The 20741-nt window shown below is 62.9% G+C and carries 15 protein-coding genes; 5 read left to right on the top strand and 10 right to left on the bottom strand.

Going from position 1 to position 20741, the window contains the following annotated elements; genetic code table 11:
- Positions 1 to 47: 47 nt before the first annotated feature.
- The 4 genes from accC to LGH83_RS04260 all read right to left on the bottom strand — a co-directional run bounded on the left by accC (position 48) and on the right by LGH83_RS04260 (position 3324).
- Entirely contained in the window at positions 48 to 1403 is a 1356-nt protein-coding gene (gene accC / locus LGH83_RS04275; RefSeq protein WP_227400748.1) for an acetyl-CoA carboxylase biotin carboxylase subunit, read from the bottom strand.
- A 76-nt stretch (positions 1404 to 1479) separates the two neighbouring features.
- Positions 1480 to 1932, bottom strand: a complete 453-nt coding sequence (gene accB, locus LGH83_RS04270; protein ID WP_227401729.1) for an acetyl-CoA carboxylase biotin carboxyl carrier protein — start codon at positions 1930 to 1932, stop codon at positions 1480 to 1482.
- A 113-nt stretch (positions 1933 to 2045) separates the two neighbouring features.
- Positions 2046 to 2492 (bottom strand): type II 3-dehydroquinate dehydratase, encoded by a 447-nt coding sequence (aroQ, locus tag LGH83_RS04265; protein ID WP_227400747.1) that lies wholly within the window; start codon positions 2490 to 2492, stop codon positions 2046 to 2048.
- A 28-nt stretch (positions 2493 to 2520) separates the two neighbouring features.
- A complete protein-coding gene (locus LGH83_RS04260; RefSeq protein WP_227400746.1) occupies positions 2521 to 3324 on the bottom strand; it encodes a DsbA family protein in 804 nt (267 codons plus the stop codon).
- 246 nt (positions 3325 to 3570) lie between these two features.
- Here LGH83_RS04260 and LGH83_RS04255 point away from each other — a divergent pair, with 246 nt between their 5' ends.
- Positions 3571 to 4755 carry a pyridoxal phosphate-dependent aminotransferase gene (locus LGH83_RS04255; RefSeq protein WP_227401728.1) on the top strand — a complete coding sequence of 395 codons (1185 nt, stop codon included), beginning with the start codon at positions 3571 to 3573 and terminating at the stop codon, positions 4753 to 4755.
- 106 nt (positions 4756 to 4861) lie between these two features.
- On the opposite strand, the gene LGH83_RS04250 is transcribed toward LGH83_RS04255, so the two are convergent.
- Positions 4862 to 8113 carry an Rne/Rng family ribonuclease gene (locus LGH83_RS04250; protein WP_227400745.1) on the bottom strand — a complete coding sequence of 1084 codons (3252 nt, stop codon included), beginning with the start codon at positions 8111 to 8113 and terminating at the stop codon, positions 4862 to 4864.
- Positions 8114 to 8862: 749 nt separating this feature from the next.
- Here LGH83_RS04250 and LGH83_RS04245 point away from each other — a divergent pair.
- The gene (locus LGH83_RS04245; RefSeq protein WP_227400744.1) at positions 8863 to 10134 is read left to right on the top strand and encodes an N-acetylmuramoyl-L-alanine amidase; all 1272 of its coding nucleotides are present in this window, start codon (positions 8863 to 8865) and stop codon (positions 10132 to 10134) included.
- A gap of 43 nt (positions 10135 to 10177) precedes the next feature.
- Here the strand turns inward: LGH83_RS04245 and LGH83_RS04240 are convergent, their stop codons facing one another.
- Both LGH83_RS04240 and LGH83_RS04235 read right to left on the bottom strand, forming a co-directional pair.
- Positions 10178 to 11062 (bottom strand): lysophospholipid acyltransferase family protein, encoded by an 885-nt coding sequence (locus LGH83_RS04240; protein WP_227400743.1) that lies wholly within the window; start codon positions 11060 to 11062, stop codon positions 10178 to 10180.
- Positions 11059 to 12474 (bottom strand): cytochrome P450, encoded by a 1416-nt coding sequence (locus tag LGH83_RS04235; protein WP_227400742.1) that lies wholly within the window; start codon positions 12472 to 12474, stop codon positions 11059 to 11061. The genes LGH83_RS04240 and LGH83_RS04235 overlap by 4 nt, the downstream gene beginning before the upstream one ends.
- 274 nt (positions 12475 to 12748) lie before the next feature.
- Between LGH83_RS04235 and LGH83_RS04230 the strand changes: the two genes are divergently transcribed.
- The 3 genes from LGH83_RS04230 (at position 12749) to der (ending at position 17565) form a co-directional block, all read left to right on the top strand.
- Complete coding sequence (locus LGH83_RS04230) at positions 12749 to 15166, top strand: penicillin-binding protein 1A (RefSeq protein ID WP_227400741.1); 2418 nt, start codon at positions 12749 to 12751, stop codon at positions 15164 to 15166.
- Between the two features lie 150 nt (positions 15167 to 15316).
- Entirely contained in the window at positions 15317 to 16162 is an 846-nt protein-coding gene (locus LGH83_RS04225; RefSeq protein WP_227400740.1) for a tetratricopeptide repeat protein, read from the top strand.
- A complete protein-coding gene (gene der / locus LGH83_RS04220) occupies positions 16162 to 17565 on the top strand; it encodes a ribosome biogenesis GTPase Der (RefSeq protein WP_227401727.1) in 1404 nt (467 codons plus the stop codon). Before LGH83_RS04225 ends, der begins: the two co-directional genes overlap by 1 nt.
- Before the next feature lie 3 nt (positions 17566 to 17568).
- Here der and LGH83_RS04215 read toward each other — a convergent pair whose 3' ends face one another.
- From LGH83_RS04215 to LGH83_RS04205, 3 genes are all read right to left on the bottom strand, one after another.
- Entirely contained in the window at positions 17569 to 18318 is a 750-nt protein-coding gene (locus tag LGH83_RS04215; protein WP_227400739.1) for an SDR family NAD(P)-dependent oxidoreductase, read from the bottom strand.
- An 88-nt stretch (positions 18319 to 18406) separates the two neighbouring features.
- Positions 18407 to 19915, bottom strand: coding sequence for an amidophosphoribosyltransferase (gene purF / locus LGH83_RS04210; protein WP_227400738.1), 1509 nt, complete (start codon positions 19913 to 19915; stop codon positions 18407 to 18409).
- A 115-nt stretch (positions 19916 to 20030) separates the two neighbouring features.
- The gene (locus LGH83_RS04205) at positions 20031 to 20735 is read right to left on the bottom strand and encodes a CvpA family protein (protein WP_227400737.1); all 705 of its coding nucleotides are present in this window, start codon (positions 20733 to 20735) and stop codon (positions 20031 to 20033) included.
- Positions 20736 to 20741 lie beyond the last annotated feature (6 nt).

The following is a 20741-nucleotide window of genomic DNA, read 5'->3' as shown; positions in this document are numbered from 1 at the left end:
GTAAGCGTCGAGGTTTTGAAAACGCGAGACGCCGTCGGGATGCGCCTTTATTGCGCCGACATGCCCCCATCGGCCAGGAAATGCTCGAGCCAGTGAATGTCATAATCGCCGTTTTGCATATCAGCATTCCGCACGAGAACGCGAAACAGCGGCAATGTTGTTTCGATGCCATCGATCACGAACTCGTCAAGTGCGCGACGCAACCGCATCAAGGCCTCGCTTCGCGTGCGGCCATGAACCACGAGCTTGCCGACGAGCGAATCATAATTCGGCGGGATCAGATAGCCTTGGTAGACAGCGCTATCGACCCGGACACCGAGACCGCCGGGCGGGTGATAATAGCTGATGCGCCCCGGCGAGGGCCGGAAGTTTTCCGGGTTCTCGGCATTGACCCGGCATTCGATCGCATGACCCGACAGACGCACGTCGGATTGCTGAATCGTCAGAGGTAAGCCGGCCGCGATCTTGATCTGCTCGTTCACGAGATCGATCCCGGTGATCATTTCGGTCACCGGATGTTCGACCTGGATTCGCGTGTTCATCTCAATGAAGAAGAATTGGCCGTTCTCGTAGAGAAACTCGACCGTACCGACCCCGATGTAGCCGAGCTTCCGCATCGCAGCCGCGACGATCTCGCCAATGTCCTCGCGTTGACGATCATCAAGCGCGGGCGAGGGGCCCTCTTCCCATAACTTTTGATGCCGGCGCTGGATCGAGCAATCGCGTTCGCCGAGATGGATCGCGTTGCCCTTACCATCCCCGAGAACCTGGATCTCGATGTGACGCGGTTTTTCGAGATATTTCTCGAGATAGACCGCATCATCGCCGAAAGCTGCCTTTGCTTCGGTTCGCGCCATCGCGAGCGCGTCACTGAGGTCCGCTTTGGTGCGCGCGACCTTCATGCCACGGCCACCGCCGCCCGATGCGGCCTTCACCAAGACCGGGTAGCCGATCTTCTCTGCGACCTGCAGGGCTTCCTCATCGTCGGTGATACCCCCCTCCGACCCAGGGACGCACGGAATGCCAAGCGCTTTGGCGGTGCGCTTGGCCTCGATCTTGTCGCCCATGATCCGGATGTGGTCGGCTTTCGGACCGATGAAGGCGATCTTGTGTTCGGCCAGAATGTCGGCAAATCGCGCATTCTCGGACAGAAATCCGTAGCCGGGATGGATCGCATCCGCGCCTGTGATTTCACAGGCAGTCAGCAGGGCCGGGATATTGAGGTAGGAGTCGCGCGCCGCAGGCGGCCCGATACAGACGCTTTCGTCGGCCAGCTTCACATGCATGGCTTCGGCGTCGGCTGTCGAATGCACCGCGACGGTGGCGATGCCGAGTTCTTTGGCGGCCCGAAGAATGCGCAGGGCGATCTCGCCGCGATTGGCGATGAGGATCTTTTGGAACATGAGGTTTCGCGCACTCTGGTAAAGGCATGGAGGCAAACGGCCGATACCGGCCAGCTGAAGGATCGGTTCGGTGGCTTTACTCGATCACGAGGAGAGGTTCGCCATATTCGACCGGCTGCCCGTCATCGATGAAGATCGCGGTCACGGTTCCGGCGCGCGGCGCAACGATTTCGTTGAACGTCTTCATCGCCTCGACCAGCAATAGCTTTTCGCCCGCTTTCACGACGGAGCCGATCTCGACGAAGGCTTTGCTGTCCGGGCTAGCGCGGCGATAGGCGGTGCCGACCATCGGGGATTTCACCGCGCCTGGATGATCCGCGTCGCTGGGCGACAAAGCCGGCACCACAGCCGCTGGAGACAGGGCGGCCGCCACTGGAAACGTGGTCGTGGTCGCAACGGGGGCGGAAACCGCATGCTGATGCGAGGCGGGGGCCGGCGAGTAGCGGACGAGGCGAATTCGAAGGTCGCCCTTTTCGACTTCCAGTTCGGCGAGATCGCTTTCGCTGATCAGATGCGCGAGCTGCCGCATGAGGCTGGCGTCGATGCCGGTTTCGGAAACCGGACCTGCCCCATCGGAGGGCGCTGAGCCGGGTGCCTCGACAGCTTCGGGCGACTTGCCGCGCGATCGCACGCCGTTACGGATCATGAGTTGCTCTTGACGTTCGACGACAGGATGGACTCGAGCGCGAGCGTATAAGAGCGCGCGCCGAAACCCATGATGACGCCTGTGGCTACGGGGGAGACGAAAGAATGATGCCGGAACGGTTCACGCCGATGCGTATTGGAGAGATGAACCTCCACCACACTCGCCGCAACCGCTTTGATGGCGTCATGCAGCGCAATCGACGTGTGGGTCAAGGCTCCGGCGTTCAGAATAACGGGGTGACCCGCCTGACCGGCCTCTTGAATCCAGTCGACAAGATCGCCCTCGTGGTTGGATTGACGGAAGACGATGTCGACGCCGTGCGGAAGCGCCTGAGCCCGTAGGTCGCTCTCGATACTCGCGAGCGTATCGGTCCCGTAGATCGAAGGTTCGCGCGTGCCGAGGAGATTGAGGTTCGGCCCGTTCAGGACGAAGACGGTCGACATTAGGCTTCAGTCGCCAGGCGTTTCGGGCTCACGAGCATTCCGCCTTGCCGCAACGCAGATTGTTGTCGACGCGGCCCTTAAGTTCGTCATAGCCGACAGCACCAACGACGACATCCTTGCCGACCACATAGGATGGTGTCCCGGTCAGGCTCAACATATCGGCGAGCTGCATATTCTGTTGAATGCCAGCGCGAATCTCGGGCTTGTCCATGTCTTTGACGATTTGATCCATATCGGCGCCAAGATCCTTGGCGACGGAGAGCGCCTGAGCCTTGCCGACGGGGCCGTGGCTCGACAGCAGCTTGTAATGATACTGCCAGAATTTGTCGCCCTTGAATTGGTTACGGACCGCACCCGCCACCTGCGCCGCCTCGACCGACCCCGGGCCCAGCACCGGGAAGTCTTTCAGCACGACTTTCAATTCGGGTTCGGATTTCAGCAGCTTGGCGGTATCATCGAGCGCCCGCTTGCAGTACCCGCAATTGTAATCGAAAAATTCGACCAGCGTGACCTTGCCGCTCGGATTGCCTAGCGTTGCCTGATAGGGCGAGTTGAATAGGTCGGACGAACTCGTGTCGACCGCCTGCAGGCGTCGCGTCTCTTCGTCGTCCTTTTGCTTCTTGTCCAAGGCCGCGATCGCATCACGAACCACCTCGGGGTTTTGCACAAGATAGTCTCGGATGATCGGGCCGAGCGCCGCCTTTTGGGCATCCGTGAACTCGGCAGCGGAGGCCGGAGCCACGATAGCGGAGCCGAGCATCATCGCCGTGGCGATGACCGCGAGGGGACGGCGGAAAACGAGCAGCGACATGGGCCGAATGTCAGAAAACATGACGATCTTTCAAAGCAGGGCGTTTCTTCGGCTTCAAGACAGCATGCCGAACCATCAACGAGTCCGATACACGCACTCTGAGATAGGGCGTTCTTGGGACATCGTCAAAATTCTTGGGACATTGTCAAAACATCAATACGGCTACTGAAGAATCATGTCGGTATTGAGCCGCTGCCGACGATGCAACGCGGCTTTCGCGATCGTAAAGGCGTTTCATCGGCCGCGATCTTGCTCTATGCGCGTGGCATGACAAACCAGCCTCGCCAAACGCCGCATCGCCTCAACGCATCCAAGCGGAGCCAAATTACCTCGTTTCTGGCCATGGATGTCTTTAGCGCGGCCGGGTTGCGCGAGCGAGCAGGAGAAAGCATCCTGCATCTCGAGGTCGGCGAACCCGGCGGCGTCGCGCCCGAGCGAATTCGTCAGGCGGCGATCCGGGCGCTGGAGGCTGGCCGTATCGGCTACACCGAAGCGCTCGGACTTCCGGCGCTCCGGGCGCGGATCGCGCAACATTATCACGACACCTATGGGGTCGAGGTTACGCCAAACCGCGTCGCCGTCACCACCGGTTCCTCAGGCGGGTTCATCCTGTCGTTCCTGGCTCTCTTCGATGTCGGGGCGCGGGTCGCGATCGCTGCGCCGGGCTACCCGGCCTATCGCAACATCCTCGAGGCGCTTGGTATCGAGGTGGTGTCCCTAGAGACGACCGTCGCGAGCCGCCACGTCGTCACGGCGGATATGCTGGCTCGCGCGCATGCGGAAAACCCGCTGGATGGCGTGTTGCTGATGAGCCCGGGCAACCCCAGCGGCACGATGATGACGACGGATGACCTCAGGGACGTCGCCGCGTTCTGCGACGGGGCCGGCGTGGCGTTCATCTCTGATGAAATCTACCACGGACTGACCTATGAGCGCGCTGCCGACACGGCTCTCACCTTCTCCGACGACGCCATCGTGGTGAACTCCTTCTCTAAATATTACTGCATGACCGGCTGGCGCGTCGGTTGGTTGATCCTGCCCGAGGCGCTCGTTCGTCCGGTCGAGCGCCTTCAGCAAAGCCTCTCGATCTCGGTCCCGACCTTGAGCCAGATCGCGGCCATCGCGGCTTTCGACGCGACGGCTGAACTCGATCTCATCAAGCAGACCTATGCGACCAGCCGGGCTCATCTGCTCGACGCTTTGCCGCGGATCGGGCTCGGAAATTTTCATCCCGTCGACGGCGCTTTTTATGTCTATGTCGATGTCGGCCGGTTCACCAACGACTCGGTCGCCTTCTGCAACCGGATGCTGGCTGAGACAGGCGTGGCCGCGACGCCCGGAATCGATTTCGATCGCGACCGTGGTCATCGCACGATGCGGCTGTCCTTTGCGGGCGCGCCGAGTGACGTCCAGCAGGCGGTCACGCGGCTGGGCGATTGGCTGAAGCCCTAAGCGAGCCTCGACGGATCGGGAGCCCTCAAGCGTCACGCGTGGCCGAAAAGCAAATCCCGGCACAAGGCCGGGATCGCTTTAATTTTTCGCTTGCTTCAGAGGACCCTCACGATCCTGTCGTGAAGGTCGCTTTGGCGCGCTGCCACCAGCCTGACCGCTTCGGCCGGTCCGGGTCGACAACCTCGGCCTCAGCTTCGGTCGCAGCGGGCTCGCTCGGGGCAGCATGAGGGGTGGGCGCCTCGGCGACAGACTCGAGCGGGGTCGCAGGTGCGGGGACCACCGGTGACGCGTTGCTCAACGGCAATTCCGGCTGCTCGCGCGACGCGGTCACCTCTGCTGGGTGGTGCTCGACCGTATCCGAACCGACATCACGGTCGGCGGACGGGCGGCTGAGATCGGCCGACACTTCCGTCACGGCCTCGGCGACCCGCGAACGTGACCGGCGGGGACGTCGGGCTGGCGCGACCACCTCATCGACCGGGTCGGTGGCGGCATCGAGGCTCGCGGCAGGGGATCCCATGTCGAGATCGGCCACGCTGGCGGCTGCCGCCTCCGCACTGCGGGTTGGGCGGCGCGGGCGACGGCGGCGCGGCGCTTCGACCGGTGCGGCATCCGCTGTCCCAGCTTCATCCGATGCTGTGTCGGCAAGCACCGCAGGTTCGACGGTTGCAGGTTCGATAGAGGCAGAGACGGGCTGATCCGTGTCGGCCAACGACAGAACCGGAACGTCGGTCGTCGTTTCGGCGACGATCGGGTCGGCCGTGACGTCCGCTACAGTCCCGACCTCGTGATCCCCGGTGCTGCGATCGACCTCAACGGCGATATTGTCGCCCTCGCGACCCTCGAAGGCGAGTTCGCCAGCCTCTTCGTCCGTGCCGTCTGTTTCGTCGAGACCGGCTTCGCCACCTTGCTGTTCACCCTCGGATGTCGCGAACTGGCTCTGATTGTCACGCCCACGCCGACGCCGACGACGCTTGCGGCGGCGCGATCCATCGCCCTCACCGTCGGTACGCTCGCCAGTCTGGCCGTCGCGAGCCTGAACAGGTTGGGCCTCGGAGCCGGTTTCGGTCTCGACCTCCTCAAATTCCTCAGCGGCGGCGTCGAGATCGTCTTCTTCTTGCACCAGAGCATCGATGGCGGAAGCCGCGTGGCTCACATCCGGCCGGAAGCTCAGCAATTGCGGCGGCGTCGCTTCGGCACCCCGGTCGATCGCATGATAGACCGTGCCGTTCATCAGCGGATCGGAGAAGACGTTGATGCAGACACCGAACCGGGCCTCGAGGTCGAGCAGGTTGGCGCGCTTCTGATTGAGGATGTAGAGCGCGACGTCGGGCCGGGTGCGAACCACGAGGTTGTAGGCGGCCGACTTGATGAGCGAATCTTCAAGCAGGCGCAGCACGTGCAGCGCGATCGACGACACCGACCGAACCGTGCCGGATCCGGCGCAATGCGGGCACATAACGGTCGACCCTTCAAGCACGCCGGTCCGCATGCGCTGACGCGACATCTCGAGCAAACCGAAGTGTGAGATGCGGCCGATCTGGATGCGGGCGCGATCGTTCTTCAGGGCGTCCTTGATGCGCCGCTCGACGGCGCGATCGTTACGCCCTTCTTCCATGTCGATGAAATCGACCACGATCAGGCCGGCGAGATCGCGCAGCCGCAACTGGCGCGCGATTTCGTCGGCGGCTTCGAGATTGGTGCGGAGCGCCGTATCCTCGATATTATGCTCGCGGGTCGACCGACCCGAGTTCACGTCGATCGCGACGAGTGCTTCGGTCTGGTTGATCACCAGATAGCCGCCCGAGCGGAGCACCACCTGGTTCGAGAACATCGCGTCGAGTTGCGCCTCGACGCCGGATTTGGCGAAGATCGGCTGCGGGTCGCGGTAGGCGATCACGTTCTTGGTGTGGGTCGGCATCAGCAGGCGCATGAATTCGCGGGCTTCACGATATCCTTCGTCGCCGGCCACGATCACTTCATCGACTTCTTTGCCGTAGAGATCGCGGATCGACCGCTTGATCAGCGAGCCTTCCTCATAAACGAGCGTTGGCGCCGATGATTTCAGCGTCGTCTCGCGCACCGTCTCCCACATGCGCATTAGATATTCGAAGTCACGCTTCACCTCGGGCATACCGCGAGCGGCACCGGCCGTCCGCAGGATGATGCCCATGCCTTCCGGGACTTCCAATTCCTGCGCGATCGCTTTCAGGCGCTTGCGATCCTCCGCATCGGTGATCTTGCGGGAGATGCCACCGCCACGCGCCGTGTTCGGCATCAGCACCGAATAGCGACCGGCGAGCGACAGATAGGTCGTCAGCGCCGCGCCCTTGTTGCCGCGCTCCTCCTTGACGACCTGAACCAGCAGAACCTGGCGGCGCTTGATCACCTCCTGGATCTTGTAATGGCGGCGCGGGCGTGACGTGCGCTGCGGCACGTCTTCCATGGCGTCTCCGCCCAGCTGCTCGACGCCATCTTCTTCGGCGTCATTCTGCTCGGGGTCGTGATGCTGGCCGTCGCTCTTGCGGTCCTCGTGGCCGGCCTGGTCATTCTCCGCCGGCTCGTGCGCGGCTTCAAAGCCATGCTCAAAGGTCGTCACATCGTCGCGCGAGTCGTCGTCCTCGCTGCGGTCGGCATTGTCGAAGCCGGCATCGTCGGCATGGTCGACACCCTCGGTCGTCTCGGACAAAGCCTGATCCGGCACTTCCATTTGCGACTCGCCAGCGTGGATCTCCGCATCCTGAAAGAGGGAGTCGGTCGGCTCATCAGCCTGGATGGCGAGAAAATCGGCCGCGCTCGGGTCCTCGGAACCCGCCGCCTGACCGAGGCCGCCTAGCTCAAGGCCGGTGTCGTCCTGGCCGTCCGCCGCCATCGTCGGATCGGACGAGACCAGATCGCTGCCGATCGCGTCGCTCGAAATCGAGTCTCCGTTAGGGTTGGCGCGCTTCTCGGCCGAAGCCGGGCGATCGCCGCGACGATGCCGCCGGCTGCGCCGATGGCCACCATTGCCGTTGCCGTTACCGCTGTTGTTTGCGCTGGGCGAGCGGGTGTCGTCTTCCTCGTCCTCGTGAGAGCGGGCTTCTTCGTCGAGAAGCGCCTGCCGATCGGCGACGGGGATCTGGTAATAATCGGGGTGGATTTCCGAAAAGGCCAGAAAGCCGTGGCGGTTGCCGCCATATTCGATGAAGGCGGCCTGCAAGGACGGTTCAACGCGCGTGACCTTCGCGAGATAAATGTTGCCGCGCAACTGCTTCTTATTGGCGGCTTCGAAATCGAATTCCTCGACCCGGTTGCCGCGCAGCACCACGACGCGGGTTTCCTCCGGGTGTGCGGCGTCAATGATCATTTTATTGGCCATGGCGAACTCTATGGTTTGGCCGAAGCACCCCGCGCGCCGTCGTCGCCGCTGGCGATGAGCCAGGGTGTAAGACGAGACGCGGCAGGGTGCCGGCATATGTTGCTGTGATGGGGAAGAAGAGGCGCGCCGACGCTCGCTCGAGAGACAAGCGACGACGGATCGATGGGCGCGGAAGCACCGGTCACGGACGACATTCGGCGTCCGCTACGCAGCATCCTCGATGGCACGTGGGCGGACGACTGATCAGCTTTGGCGTGATGACCCAGGGCAGGGCGAGTCATTGTCGCATACCTATAGAAGCACGATCGTCGGACCGAGATCGTGTCGTCCACATCCCAGCGGCGAAACAGGACTGACGTCAGTGCGAAGTCTCGTAAAAGAGCTTCACGCGCAAAGCCTGCACAACGAAACGCACCAAGCCGCGGAAGATTGCCGAGGGGCAAAGTACAGGTTCATGCAGGGCCAGCTGACCGCCGGACAAGGACAGACCCTCATTAGGAGCTTGACGTCGAAATGGCAAGGTTCCGGTCTTGTCTCATTTCCGCAACGGCCCGTCTCAACCGCGCTCCGCGCCGTTACGACCCGTTAACCACCCGGCCTTATCGCTTTAAAACGAATGTCACCGTGCATGGGGCGACGCCTCTGGCCGAGCAACGCAGAGAAGCAGGGACGCAGGTTTGGCCGACACCTCGATCAGTCGTTCGACTCAGCCCTGGATCGGCCGACGTCTGATTGCGTCGATGCTGGCAATGCTTGGTTTGCTCCTCATGCCAGCGCAGGGTTGGGCCGCGCCGGACCTTTCCGAGCATGCTCCGCCCATGGCGGTCGGCTACAAGCTCGAGCGGATTGGAGCCACAACGCGCCTCAGCCTCGATCTCTCCTCATCGGTCACGGCCAACGCCACCGTGCTCGAGGCGCCGGATCGCGTCATCATCGATCTGCCCGAGGTCAATTTTCAAATCGATCCGCTCGCCGGACATCTCAAGCCCGATCGTGATCCGCTGATCCGATCGTTCCGCTTTGGCTTATTCGCTCCCGGTCGATCCCGCATCGTCATCGATCTCGCCGGTCCAGCGACCGTGGCCAAGCTCGCCACGACCTCGATTGCGGGCGGCGACCCCTCCCGTATGGTCATCGAACTCGCCAAGGTCGATCGCGGCACGTTCCACAAAGCCGTCCTGGTCGATGCACCGCCCGCGCCCCCGGCCACAACAGCGACCATCTCCGATCAGGCGCCGGACGCAACGGCCCTGCCGCTTGTCGTCATCGATCCGGGCCATGGCGGCGTCGATCCCGGTGCTAGCGGCCTTGATGGGGTGGTCGAGAAGAACATCGTCTTCGATTTCAGCACGATGCTGGCCGATAAATTGAAGGCGACCGGCCGCTACCGGGTCCGCTTGACGCGCACTGACGATAGTTTCGTCAGTCTCGGCGATCGGGTGCGGATCGCCCGCGACTCCAATGCGGCCTTATTCGTCTCGGTTCATGCCGACACGCTGACGGTCAACGGCTCCGTCACGGGCGCGACGGTCTATACGTCCTCCGACAAAGCGTCGGACGCCGAGGCGGCGCGCGTGGCGGATGCCGAGAACCAATCGGATCAGGCGGCGGGGGTTCAGGCCGAACCGGAAAAGCCCGACGTCAACGACATTCTTTTCGACCTGACCCGGCGTGAAACCCGAACCTATTCGCATCTTTTCCAGCGAACCCTGGTCGGTTATTGGCAGAAGATCGCGCGCCTTAACAAAAATCCGGAGCGATCGGCGGGTTTCATGGTGTTGAAAGCGCCGGATGTACCCTCGGTGCTGCTCGAACTCGGCTATCTGTCGAGCGACAAGGATGTGAAAAACCTGACCTCGACGGAATGGCGCGACGGCGCGACAGGATCGATCGTCAACGCCATCGACAGCTTCTTCGCGCCTCGGCATCCCACGACCAACGGGACGGCGACGATACCGGCGGCACCGGCCGGAGCAACGCGCACGGCCGGGCATGCCGACGAGGCCCGCGCCACGAATTGAGCAGATATGAGACGGCCGGCGCGACGAGCCGGTCGCCGTATGGTCAAGACGGTGTCGGCTGAGGGTAAGAGATCGCCATATACCACTGATCCAACAGGCGAAGGATCGGCTCGGTCATGACGGCGTCGATCCGCTGGATCCCGGCCAGGACAGCTCCGGCATCGTCGGCCGCGCCGTCGAGCGTGAAAGTCGGCAGGATACGGGTCATGAAGCGTGAGCCGGCCACCCGCTCATTGTGAAACGGCATGATGATCGCATCGTGCATCATGGCCAGGCGTACTGCCTTGGCGAGATTGCCGTCGAGACGAGTCGGCGCGCCAAAAGCGGGCGCTCCGACCCGACCATTCGCATAATCGTCGACCGCCACCATCAGAATGCCGTCCGGCCGACGAAGCCGCTCCATCGCTTTCCGCCAGACGGTGCGTGACGTGGGCAGGAGTTCCGCTGGAGCCTGGCTTCGGACCCGATGCGCGATAGCGGCGCGAGCTGCGCTGGCGGGCGGCGCGACGATCACGGCGCCGCGGTGAGGGGCGTAGAAGCCGATCTGCATCTCGGTCAGCTCCCAGTTGCCCAGATGGGGGAAGATGGCGACGATGGGCCGCCCGGCCGAAAGCGTGGCATCGAGCCGGTCGCGATTGTCGATCGTCACGCGCCCGCTCCGGAGGATGCGATGACTGACCGCAAATTCGGCGAAGGTGCGGCCGATATTGGCCCACAGGCGGTCCGCCATGGCATCATAGGCACCGGGGTCTGCCGCGAGATCGGGCCGGAGACGCCGAAAAAGCGCCACGGCCCGTTGATGTTCAAGCGGGTGTTTGCGTTTGCCCATCGCGAAACCCAGCCTCGCGCCGAGGCTCGAACAAAGGCTGATCGGCATCTTGCTCATCGCGAGATGAAGCGTCCAATCGATGCGATCGGCGGTGTTCACGGAAGCGTCTCGGCGACGTCTTCAGCCACTGCGGCGACAGCGGCTCGCCGATGTTCGATCAGCATCGGCAGGCGCTCGCCCGGTCGCAAGCTGAGCCGGCACACAGGTTCCACGACCCAATCGGGTTTGAGGCGCAGCCGCACGTGCCGCGCCAGGGTTGCGAGGCACAGCACCGCCTCCGTCAGGCCGAATGCGGCCCCCGTGCAGACGCGCGGACCGATGCTGAACGGCACATAGGCATAACGCGAGGGGATGCCGGATCCGCCGGGCATAAACCGGTCGGGCAGGAAGGTGTCGGGCTGATCCCACAGCGACTTGTGCCGATGCAGCAACCAGGCGTTGAGGATGACGAGATCCCCCTTCTTGACGCTGCGACCGCCGACGGTTTGATCCTCGGCGGCGGTGCGGGCCTGCAGGGGAACCGGAGGGTAGAGCCGCAACGTCTCTTCGATGATGGCGCGGCTGAAGGGAAGCTTGGCGAAATCGGCGAACTGCGCCGGGCCCTCGCCCAGCACCGCATCAACTTCGGCGTGCAGGCGACGCTCGGTCTCTGGATCCTGCGACAGCAGAAACCAGGCCCAGGCCAGCGTATTGGCGGTGGTTTCGTGCCCGGCCATGAACAACACCGCCGCTTCGTCGCGAAACGCCCGATGGTCCATGGCGGTCCCCGTATCGCCTATTTTGGTCTGCGACATGGACCGCAGCAACGAGGTCTCGGACGCGTTCTTATCGGCGAGGATCGAGTCGATAAGCCCGTCAAGAACCGTATGGATCCGCCGTGCCGCTGCCCGGATGCGGAAGCCCTGAAAGCGGGGCAGGAAATCCGGCACGCCGATCAGCGACAACACGTCCATCTGGTTGATGAGCTTCTGGTAGACGCTGAATGCCGACACGATCGTTTCGGCGGCTTTCGTGCCAAGTTTGCGACCGAAGATGGTGGCGCAGATGATGCCGGCCGTGAGATGAGCCATATCGGCTAGCGCGTCGATTTCGGCGCCTTCGGGCAGCGCTTTCCAAGACGCGAGATGGGCGCCGGCGCCGGCGCTGATGCCTTCGGTGAGTTCGGGCAGACGCGAGATATGGGTCACGGGCGCCACGACCTTGCGACGGTTGCGCCAGATCTCCCCGTCGCTGATGAACAAGCCGTCGCCGATGAGCGGTTTCAGGGCATTCCGCTGCTGCGGCGACTTCTTCTCATAAGCAGCCGCTCCGTCGACGAACGTCTGCTTGACGGTCTCGGGGCTGTTAACCACGATGACGCCGCGCCGGAACAAGCGGTGCCCGAAGATGGTCTTGGAAAACGTTTCCTCCGGCCAGATGGCGAGAAGATTGCGGCGCGCGAGGCGCAAGAGCGCCAGGGGTGGCAACGCCTTTTGCGGGCGAAGCGGGTAGGGCGGAATATAGGCAGCCATCCTGATGTATCGTCTCCTGAGGCAGGGACAGCTTAGATGACTAGCGCCGAAGCCCCAAGCGGAGAGCTGTGGCTGAAATATCACAATTGGCCGGTTCCGGCCGGTCGGTCTCTCCGCGACGGGGTGGCTGGAGGATCAGCCGCATTGACACCATAAAACTGCCGCAGCTTATCTCCATCGCCAAGACGTTAGAAAATGTCTGAAGCCCGGGCCTTCATTCCCGGCACCCGCGTGACCCGGGCAAATCGAACACTCAGTTGAAGGCCTTATCCTTATGCGGCTAATCGCCCGTTTCCTGGGTTTCGTATTTGCGACCGGTGCATTGGTGTTCGTCATCGGCGCCGCGGCTGCTGGCCTGCTGATCTGGAAATACGAACAGGATCTCCCGGACTATACGCAGCTCAAGAATTATGAGCCGCCGGTGATGACCCGCGTTCATGCCAACGATGGCAGCCTCTTGGCCGAATATGCACGCGAGCGGCGGTTGTATCTGCCGTCGACCGCGATTCCGCCTTTGGTCAAGCAGGCGTTCCTGTCGGCCGAGGACAAGAATTTCTATAGTCACAATGGCGTCGATCCCGAGGGCATTGGCCGCGCCTTGATGGTGCTGCTCGAAGGCAACAAGCGCGTGCAGGGTGCCTCCACCATCACGCAGCAGGTGGCCAAGAACTTCCTCCTGACGAACGAACGCAGCTTCGATCGCAAGATCAAGGAAGCCTTGCTGGCGTTCCGAATCGAGTCGGCCTACCCGAAGGAGAAGATCCTCGAGCTTTATCTCAATGAGATCTATCTCGGCCTCGGTAACTACGGCATCGCGGCCGCAGCCCTGAACTATTTCGACAAATCGGTGCACGAGCTGTCGATTTCCGAAGCCGCCTATATGGCGGCGTTGCCCAAGGGCCCGAACAATTACCAGCCGTTCCTGCACCGTGATGCCGCTTTGGCGCGCCGCAACTGGGTCATCGACCGCATGGTCGAGAATGGCTACGTCACGCGTGCCGATGGCGACAAGGCCAAGTTGGATCCACTCGGCGTCAACCCACGTGTGTTGTCGCCCAACACCTATGCGGCGGGCTATTTCGCCGAAGAGGTGCGCCGCGAATTGAGCGAGCGCTACGGCGAGAAGAAGCTGTATGACGGCGGCTTGTCGGTCCGCACGACGCTCGATCCCAAGATGCAGGTCATGGCCCGCAAGGCGCTGGTCGATGGGCTCGTCCGCTACGACGAATCGCGCGGATGGCGCGGGGCGATCCGGCATGTCGATCTCGGGAGCGACTGGGGCTTGACGGTCTCGGAGGTGCCGCCTCTCGGCGATGTGCAGCCGTGGCGTCTCGCCATCGTGCTGGACAGCAACGACGCCTCGGCACGCATCGGCCTCCAACCGCCGCACGACAAGGCCGGCGATGTCGCGGCCGACCGCGATACGGGACAGGTGCCGCTGGACGGGATTCGCTGGACGGGCCGCAAAACCGTGAAGTCACTGCTGTCGACGGGCGATATTGTTTATGTCGAGCCGGTCGACGGCAAACCCGGCCAGTATCGATTGCGGCAGGTGCCGGAGATCTCCGGCGCGATCGTCGCGATGGACCCCTATACGGGCCGTGTCTTCGCCATGGTGGGCGGATTCTCGTTCGATCAATCGGAGTTCAATCGCGCCACACAAGGACTTCGCCAGCCGGGCTCATCCTTCAAACCGTTCGTTTATGCGACCGCGCTCGATAACGGTTATACGCCGTCCTCCGTTGTCATGGACGGCCCGATCGAGATCGACCAGGGTCCCGGCCTCGGCATGTGGCGTCCCGCCAACGACGACGATATGGGCTCGGGTCCGCATACGCTGAGGTATGGCGTCGAACACTCGCGCAACCTGATGACAGTTCGGCTTGCCAAGGACATCGGCATGCCGCTGATCGTCGAATATGCCAAGCGGTTCGGCATCTACGACGAGATGCTTCCGGTTCTGTCGATGTCGCTCGGCGCGGGCGAGACGACGGTGCTGCGGATGGTGACCGGCTATTCGATGTTGGCCAACGGCGGCAAACGCATCAAGCCGACGCTGATCGACCGGATCCAGGATCGCTGGGGCCATACGATCTATCGGCACGACGAGCGGGTCTGCGAAGGGTGTGACGCCGAGAAATGGTCCGATCAGCCCGAGCCGCGTCTCGTCGACAAGCGCGAGCAGGTTCTCGATCCGCTGACGGCCTATCAGATCACCTCGATCCTCGAAGGCGTCATCACGCGCGGCACCGGTCAGGCCGTCAAGGAACTCGGCCGCCATCTCGCGGGCAAGACCGGGACCACCAACGACGCAAAAGACGTGTGGTTTGTCGGCTATTCGACCGACCTCGCGGTTGGGCTCTACCTCGGTTACGATCAGCCGAAGTCGCTCGGCGCAACCGCTTACGCTGCGCAATATGCGGCCCCGGTCTTCCGCGACTTCATGCGGATGGCTTTGCAGGGCAAGCCCGACGTGCCCTTCCGCGTCCCGCCCGGCATCAAGCTGATCTCGGTCGATTATAAAAGCGGCATGCGCGGCAGCGGGCAGGGCTCGATTCTCGAAGCCTTCAAACCAGGGACCGCTCCGCCCGACAGCTACTCGGTCATCGGCGACAATTCGCCGAAGGGTGCCGCTGTCGCGGAACCTGACGCGGATCGCGCGGTCGGGAGCGGAACGGGCGGCCTCTACTAAGCTGGTCCTTTTATTGACCGGAGGCGAGCGGGGCGGCTCGCCTTCCATGCGCTCGCTTCCCATGCCGCGACGTGTTATGCGGCGAGATTGTCCGGTGCGGGGGCCTGCCGCCCGGACATCGTCGTTTCAGTGACCGGCCCAGAGTTCCCTATGTCCGAATTTATTCGTGAGGTTAACGAGGAGGTCCGTCAGGACCAGTTCCGGCGCTTTCTGGAACGCTACTGGATCGTCATCCTCGCGGTTGTGGTGCTCGTGCTCGGAGCCGTCGGCGCGTGGCGCGCAAATCTCTACTTCACGACACGCCAAGCGCAGGTGTCCGGAGGCCAATATCTTGATGCGCTCGATCTGACCCGCGCCGGGAAGGCGGTCGAGGCGAAAGCAGCGCTCGACGCCGTCGTCAAGGACGGCACCCCGGGCTACAAGCTGTTGGCTCGGTTTCGGCTCGCGGCAGAAACCGGCCAGACCGATGCGACGGCGGGAGCGCAGGCGTTCGATGCGATCGCGGCCGATGGATCCGTCGAGGCGTCGTTGCGGGATCTCGCGCGCCTCCGCGCCGCCTTGCTATTGCTCGATCAGGAAAGCTACGCCGAGATCAAGAAGCGGCTCGACCCGCTGGCCGATGCGAATAACGGCTATCGCAACAGCGCGCGTGAACTGTTGGCCATCGCGGCCTTGAAGGCGGGCCAATCGGATGACGCCGGCCGCGCGCTCGACGCGATCGAGACAGATCCGACCACGACGGCCGCTTTGCGTCAGCGCGCCGAGGCGATGCTGGGTCTGGTGCGGGCAGGCGGAGCCGACAAAACGGCCGAGACGACCCCCGTGGTTCCTGCCACGCCTGCGGTCGCTCCACCAACCGCAACGACGCCAGCCCCCGAAGCGCCGGCGCTCGATGCGCCAGTCGAAGCCCCGGCCGCATCTGTTTCTCCGATCACCCCTCCTGCGCCCGACGCTGTTGCTCCAGCCACGCCGCCAACTGACGGCACCGCCAAATGATGAATTTCTCGATCGCCATTATCGGGCGTCCGAACGTCGGTAAGTCGACCCTGTTCAACAGGCTCGTGGGCAAGAAGCTCGCGCTCGTCGACGATCAGCCTGGCGTGACGCGCGACCGGCGCGAGGGTGAGGCACGGCTCGGCGATCTTCGTTTCACCATCATCGACACGGCGGGGCTCGAAGAGAGCGAGGTCACCAGCCTGACGGGCCGGATGCGCGCCCAGACGGAAGCGGCTGTCATCGATGCCGACGCGATCTTCTTCATGATCGACGCGCGTGTCGGCCTGACTCCGGTCGATCGGCACTTTGCCGCCCTGGTGCGCCGCGCCGACAAGCCGCTGATCCTCATCGCCAACAAGGCCGAGGGCAAAGCCGGGACGGCCGGCGCCTATGAGGCGTTCGATCTCGGCCTCGGCGACCCTGTGGCCCTGTCGGCCGAACATGGTGACGGATTCGCCGAACTCTATGATCGTCTCCTGCAGGCCCTGCCGGAGGCGACCGCCGTCGAGCCGGAGAAGACCGAAGACGCGACGCAGCGGCCTGAATTCGATGACGAAGAGGATGGGACCGAACTCGACCTGTCGAAGCCGCTCAATATCGCGGTCCTCGGACGGCCAAATGCCGGAAAGTCGACGCTGCTCAATCGGATCCTTGGTGAGGACCGTCTGCTGACCGGCCCGGAGCCGGGCATCACGCGAGACGCGATCGGCCTCGATTACGAGTGGCGTGGTCGCAAGATCAAAATCTTCGATACGGCGGGATTGCGGAAGCGGGCGCGCATCGACGACAAACTCGAGAAGCTCGCGGTCGCGGATGCGCTGCGAGCCGCTCGATTTGCCGAAGTCGTCATCGTTCTGCTCGACGCAACGATCCCGTTCGAGAAGCAGGATCTGACGATCGTCGATCTGATCGAACGCGAGGGGCGGGGCCTCGTGATCGGCCTCAATAAGTGGGATCTTATCGAGTCGCGCGGTGCCAAGCTGTCCGAGTTGCGTGAGGAGGCCGACCGGCTGCTGCCGCAAGTTCGGGGAACGCCGGTCATTCCGGTTTCAGGCTTGAACGGGCAAGGGATCGACAAACTGCTCGAAGCCGTCGTGAAGGTTCACGAGGTTTGGAACAAGCGGATCTCGACCGGGAAGCTCAACCGTTGGCTGACGGCCACGATCGACACGACACCGCCGCCTGCTGTCAGCGGTCGTCGGATAAAGCTTCGTTATATGACGCAGCCGAAGGCGCGCCCACCGAGCTTCGTTCTGTTTGGCAATCAGTTGAAGGACCTTCCGACGTCCTATCAGCGATTTTTGATGAACGGACTAAGGCAAGCCTTTGATTTGCCGGGTGTTCCGATTCGCCTTTCGCTCCGGCAGGGTGACAACCCCTACGACAAGCGCAAAAAATACTGAGGCTTAGGCCGGGGCCGAAAAGCTCATGATCTTGTTGGCCGGGAAGTCGAAAAGCTTGCCGGTCTCGGTCCAGGTCGGAACGCAGAGTTCGACGATCCGCGGGCTGAGGTCTTCGGGCGCTTTCAGTGTCTCCGGATCTTCACCCGGCATGGCGCTGGCGCGCATGCGAGTTCGCAGCGGTCCTGGATTGACCGCCATGACCTTGACGGCCGACGTCGTGGCGGTCTCGGCCGCATAGGTTCGCATTAGCGCATCGACCGCAGCTTTCGAAATCGCATAAGGGCCCCAGTAGGGGCGCAACTCGGCGCGATGGCCGGCGCCCGAGGTGATGAAGACGGCGCGGCCCGCATCCGAGGCGCGCAGGACCGGGTCGAGCGAGCGGATCAATCGCCAATTCGCCGTGACATTGACGGCCATGACGTCGGCCCATTGCTTCGGCTCGACATGGCCGAGCGGCGTGATCGGACCCAGAATACCCGCATTGGCGACCAGAACGTCGAGCTTCCCCCACCGCTCGTGGATGGCGGCGCCGAGTCGATCCAGAGCGTCGAAATCCTTGATGTCACACGGCACCAATGTCGCTTCGGAGCCGATCTCCCGAATCGCATCGTCGAGGTCCTCGAGAGCACCCTGCGTGCGGCCGAGCGCGATCACATGAGCGCCGGCGCGCGCCAGATCGAGACAGACCGCACGCCCGATGCCCCGTGTCGCGCCCGTGACGAGAGCGACACGCTGATCGAGTGGCTTGTCCATGATGTCTGGTCCTTGTCGAGCCACGGCCATCCGGCCGCGCAACGAAGATCGATGATGCTGTCGGTCCGGAAAGAAAGCGCGATGCGCTCTAGCTGGCTTCTGCCAGCATCGACAATTGACGGACGTTGGAGTCGCCGCCGTTCATGTCGACCAACCGGGTCGGGTAGTCGCCGGTGAAATAATGGTCGGAGAATTGCGGGTTGACCGGGTCGCGTCCCGCGTAACCGGTCGCCCGATAAATTCCTTCGACCGATAGAAAAGCCAGCGAATCCGCGCCGATGTAATCCCGCATGGCATCGAGATCCATGTGGGCCGCCAGCAGCTTGTCCCGGTCGGGCGTGTCGATGCCGTAATAATCCGGATATTTGATCGGCGGCGACGAAATGCGGAAATGCACCTCGCGGGCGCCCGCGTCGCGCATCATCTGAACGATCTTGATCGAGGTCGTGCCGCGCACGATCGAATCGTCGAGGAGCACGATGCGCTTGCCTTCGACCGCGCCGCGATTGGCGCTGTGCTTGAGGCGAACGCCGATCTCGCGGACCGACTGGCTGGGCTGAATGAAGGTGCGGCCGACGTAGTGGTTCCGGACGATCCCGAGTTCGAAGGGGATGCCCGACGCCTGGGCGAAGCCGAGCGCCGCCGGCACGCCACTGTCGGGAACTGGCACGACCACATCCGCGTCGGCGGGACTTTCGCGCGCGAGCTCTGCGCCCATGTTCTTGCGGACCGCATAGACGGAGCGACCATGGACGATCGAATCGGGTCGGGCGAAATAGATATATTCAAAGATGCAGGGCCGCATTTTCTGCGCCGGGAAGGGCTTGAGGCTTTGCAAGCCTTCATTGGTGATCAGCACGACTTCGCCGTTTTCGATGTCGCGCACGAAACGCGCCCCGATGATGTCGAGCGCGCAGGTCTCGGAGGCGAGAATGTAGTGACCATCGAGTTCGCCGAGAACGAGCGGCCGGATGCCGAGCGGATCGCGCGCGCCGACCATCATATTATTGGTGAGCCCCACGAAGGCATAAGCGCCCTCGACCTGGCGCAGCGCATCGACGAATTTATCGACGAAGCGCGGTTTGCGGGAGCGGGCGACGAGATGAAGGATGACTTCGGTGTCGGATGTCGACTGGCAGATCGCGCCGTCGCGGATCAGCGCCTTGCGGACCGTCAGACCATTGGTCAGATTGCCGTTATGGGCGATCGCAAAGCCGCCGGCATCGAGTTCGGCGAATAGCGGCTGAACATTGCGAAAGATGGTGGCGCCTGTCGTCGCATAACGCACATGGCCGATTGCGGCCCGGCCCGGAAGACGCGCGATGGTATCCGTGCTTGAGAAGTGATCGCCGACGAGCCCGAGGCGGCGCTCCGAATGGAAGCGATTGCCGTCGAAAGCGACGATACCGGCCGCTTCCTGTCCGCGATGCTGGAGAGCGTGCAAGCCGAGCGCCGTGATGGCAGCCGCATCGTCGTGGTCGAAGATGCCGAAGACGCCGCATTCCTCGCGGAGTTTGTCGGCGTCGAGGTCGAACCCGTCCGTCCCGTAGGTTTCCGTCAACGCGCGGGAGGAGGACGACGTGTCGGAGGGGTTCATCAAGCTGATCCTTCGGTGCCGGCTTGGCTTGTCGCGTCTATATAGCCGGGAACCGGAGTTCGCGTAAGATCACAACATTATGAAAGTGGCCGCGAGGAGCAGTCATGCGCGGTTATTACGGCTTCTTGGCCCCCGGTGCAGCGGCCGGTTTACCCAGGATCGTATCGAGCCGCTGCTTGTCGCCAGCCGACAAACTGGCGGGGCCGGTGGTGGGCGCCGCATCGGTTTTTTTGCCCGGCACCGACGGATTGGGCGAGACCGCCTTGCCGTCGTTCTCATCAGCCGGCACTTCCTCGGAGGGGTTTGTCTTATCGCGCTTCAGCCGCTTAAGAATCGAGTTTTCCGCATCGTTCGGCAGCATGGCCATCATGTCGTCGCCCGTCATCTGCAGCAGCGGCCGGCTTTTGGCATTGGCGACCCATTCGGGTTGCGACTTGGCCGGAACCAGCCAATTGAAGAAGAGAAACGCAACGACGCCGAGCAGAAAACCGCGCGCCGCCCCGAACACGAAGCCGAGCGTACGGTCAAGCGCACCGACCTTGCTGTCCAGAATCGCATCCGAAAGCTTCACGGTGATGATCGACACTACGATGAGGGTCGCAAAAAACACGATCGCGACCGCCACAACCTCGGCGATCGTATCCTTCTGAATGTAGGGTTTCACAAAGGGCAGCAGCAGCGGATAGAAATAATAGGCCGAGACGGCAGCTGCGGCCCATGAGGCGATGGCCAAGACTTCTCGCGTAAAGCCACGCACCATCGACAGAAGCGCCGATATGAGGACGATCGCCAGCAAGGCAAGATCGAGATAGGACGGCATGATGAG

It is taken from the genome of Lichenihabitans sp. PAMC28606, assembly GCF_020616535.1.
In the GTDB taxonomy this organism is placed as follows: Bacteria; Pseudomonadota; Alphaproteobacteria; order Rhizobiales; family Beijerinckiaceae; genus Lichenihabitans; species Lichenihabitans psoromatis.
Note: the sequence above shows the minus strand (reverse complement) of the source record. Positions and strands in the feature narration are given on the sequence as shown.

What these genes read in the sequence shown, in the direction of transcription:
- accC (WP_227400748.1), bottom strand. Translation starts at nt 1,403, where the DNA reads ATGTTCCAAAAGATCCTCATCGCCAATCGCGGCGAGATCGCCCTGCGC.
- accB (WP_227401729.1), bottom strand. Translation starts at nt 1,932, where the DNA reads ATGCGGCAGCTCGCGCATCTGATCAGCGAAAGCGATCTCGCCGAACTG.
- aroQ (WP_227400747.1), bottom strand. Translation starts at nt 2,492, where the DNA reads ATGTCGACCGTCTTCGTCCTGAACGGGCCGAACCTCAATCTCCTCGGC.
- LGH83_RS04260 (WP_227400746.1), bottom strand. Translation starts at nt 3,324, where the DNA reads ATGTTTTCTGACATTCGGCCCATGTCGCTGCTCGTTTTCCGCCGTCCC.
- LGH83_RS04255 (WP_227401728.1), top strand. Translation starts at nt 3,571, where the DNA reads ATGACAAACCAGCCTCGCCAAACGCCGCATCGCCTCAACGCATCCAAG.
- LGH83_RS04250 (WP_227400745.1), bottom strand. Translation starts at nt 8,113, where the DNA reads ATGGCCAATAAAATGATCATTGACGCCGCACACCCGGAGGAAACCCGC.
- LGH83_RS04245 (WP_227400744.1), top strand. Translation starts at nt 8,863, where the DNA reads ATGCTTGGTTTGCTCCTCATGCCAGCGCAGGGTTGGGCCGCGCCGGAC.
- LGH83_RS04235 (WP_227400742.1), bottom strand. Translation starts at nt 12,474, where the DNA reads ATGGCTGCCTATATTCCGCCCTACCCGCTTCGCCCGCAAAAGGCGTTG.
- LGH83_RS04230 (WP_227400741.1), top strand. Translation starts at nt 12,749, where the DNA reads ATGCGGCTAATCGCCCGTTTCCTGGGTTTCGTATTTGCGACCGGTGCA.
- LGH83_RS04225 (WP_227400740.1), top strand. Translation starts at nt 15,317, where the DNA reads ATGTCCGAATTTATTCGTGAGGTTAACGAGGAGGTCCGTCAGGACCAG.
- der (WP_227401727.1), top strand. Translation starts at nt 16,162, where the DNA reads ATGAATTTCTCGATCGCCATTATCGGGCGTCCGAACGTCGGTAAGTCG.
- LGH83_RS04215 (WP_227400739.1), bottom strand. Translation starts at nt 18,318, where the DNA reads ATGGACAAGCCACTCGATCAGCGTGTCGCTCTCGTCACGGGCGCGACA.
- purF (WP_227400738.1), bottom strand. Translation starts at nt 19,915, where the DNA reads ATGAACCCCTCCGACACGTCGTCCTCCTCCCGCGCGTTGACGGAAACC.
- LGH83_RS04205 (WP_227400737.1), bottom strand. Translation starts at nt 20,735, where the DNA reads ATGCCGTCCTATCTCGATCTTGCCTTGCTGGCGATCGTCCTCATATCG.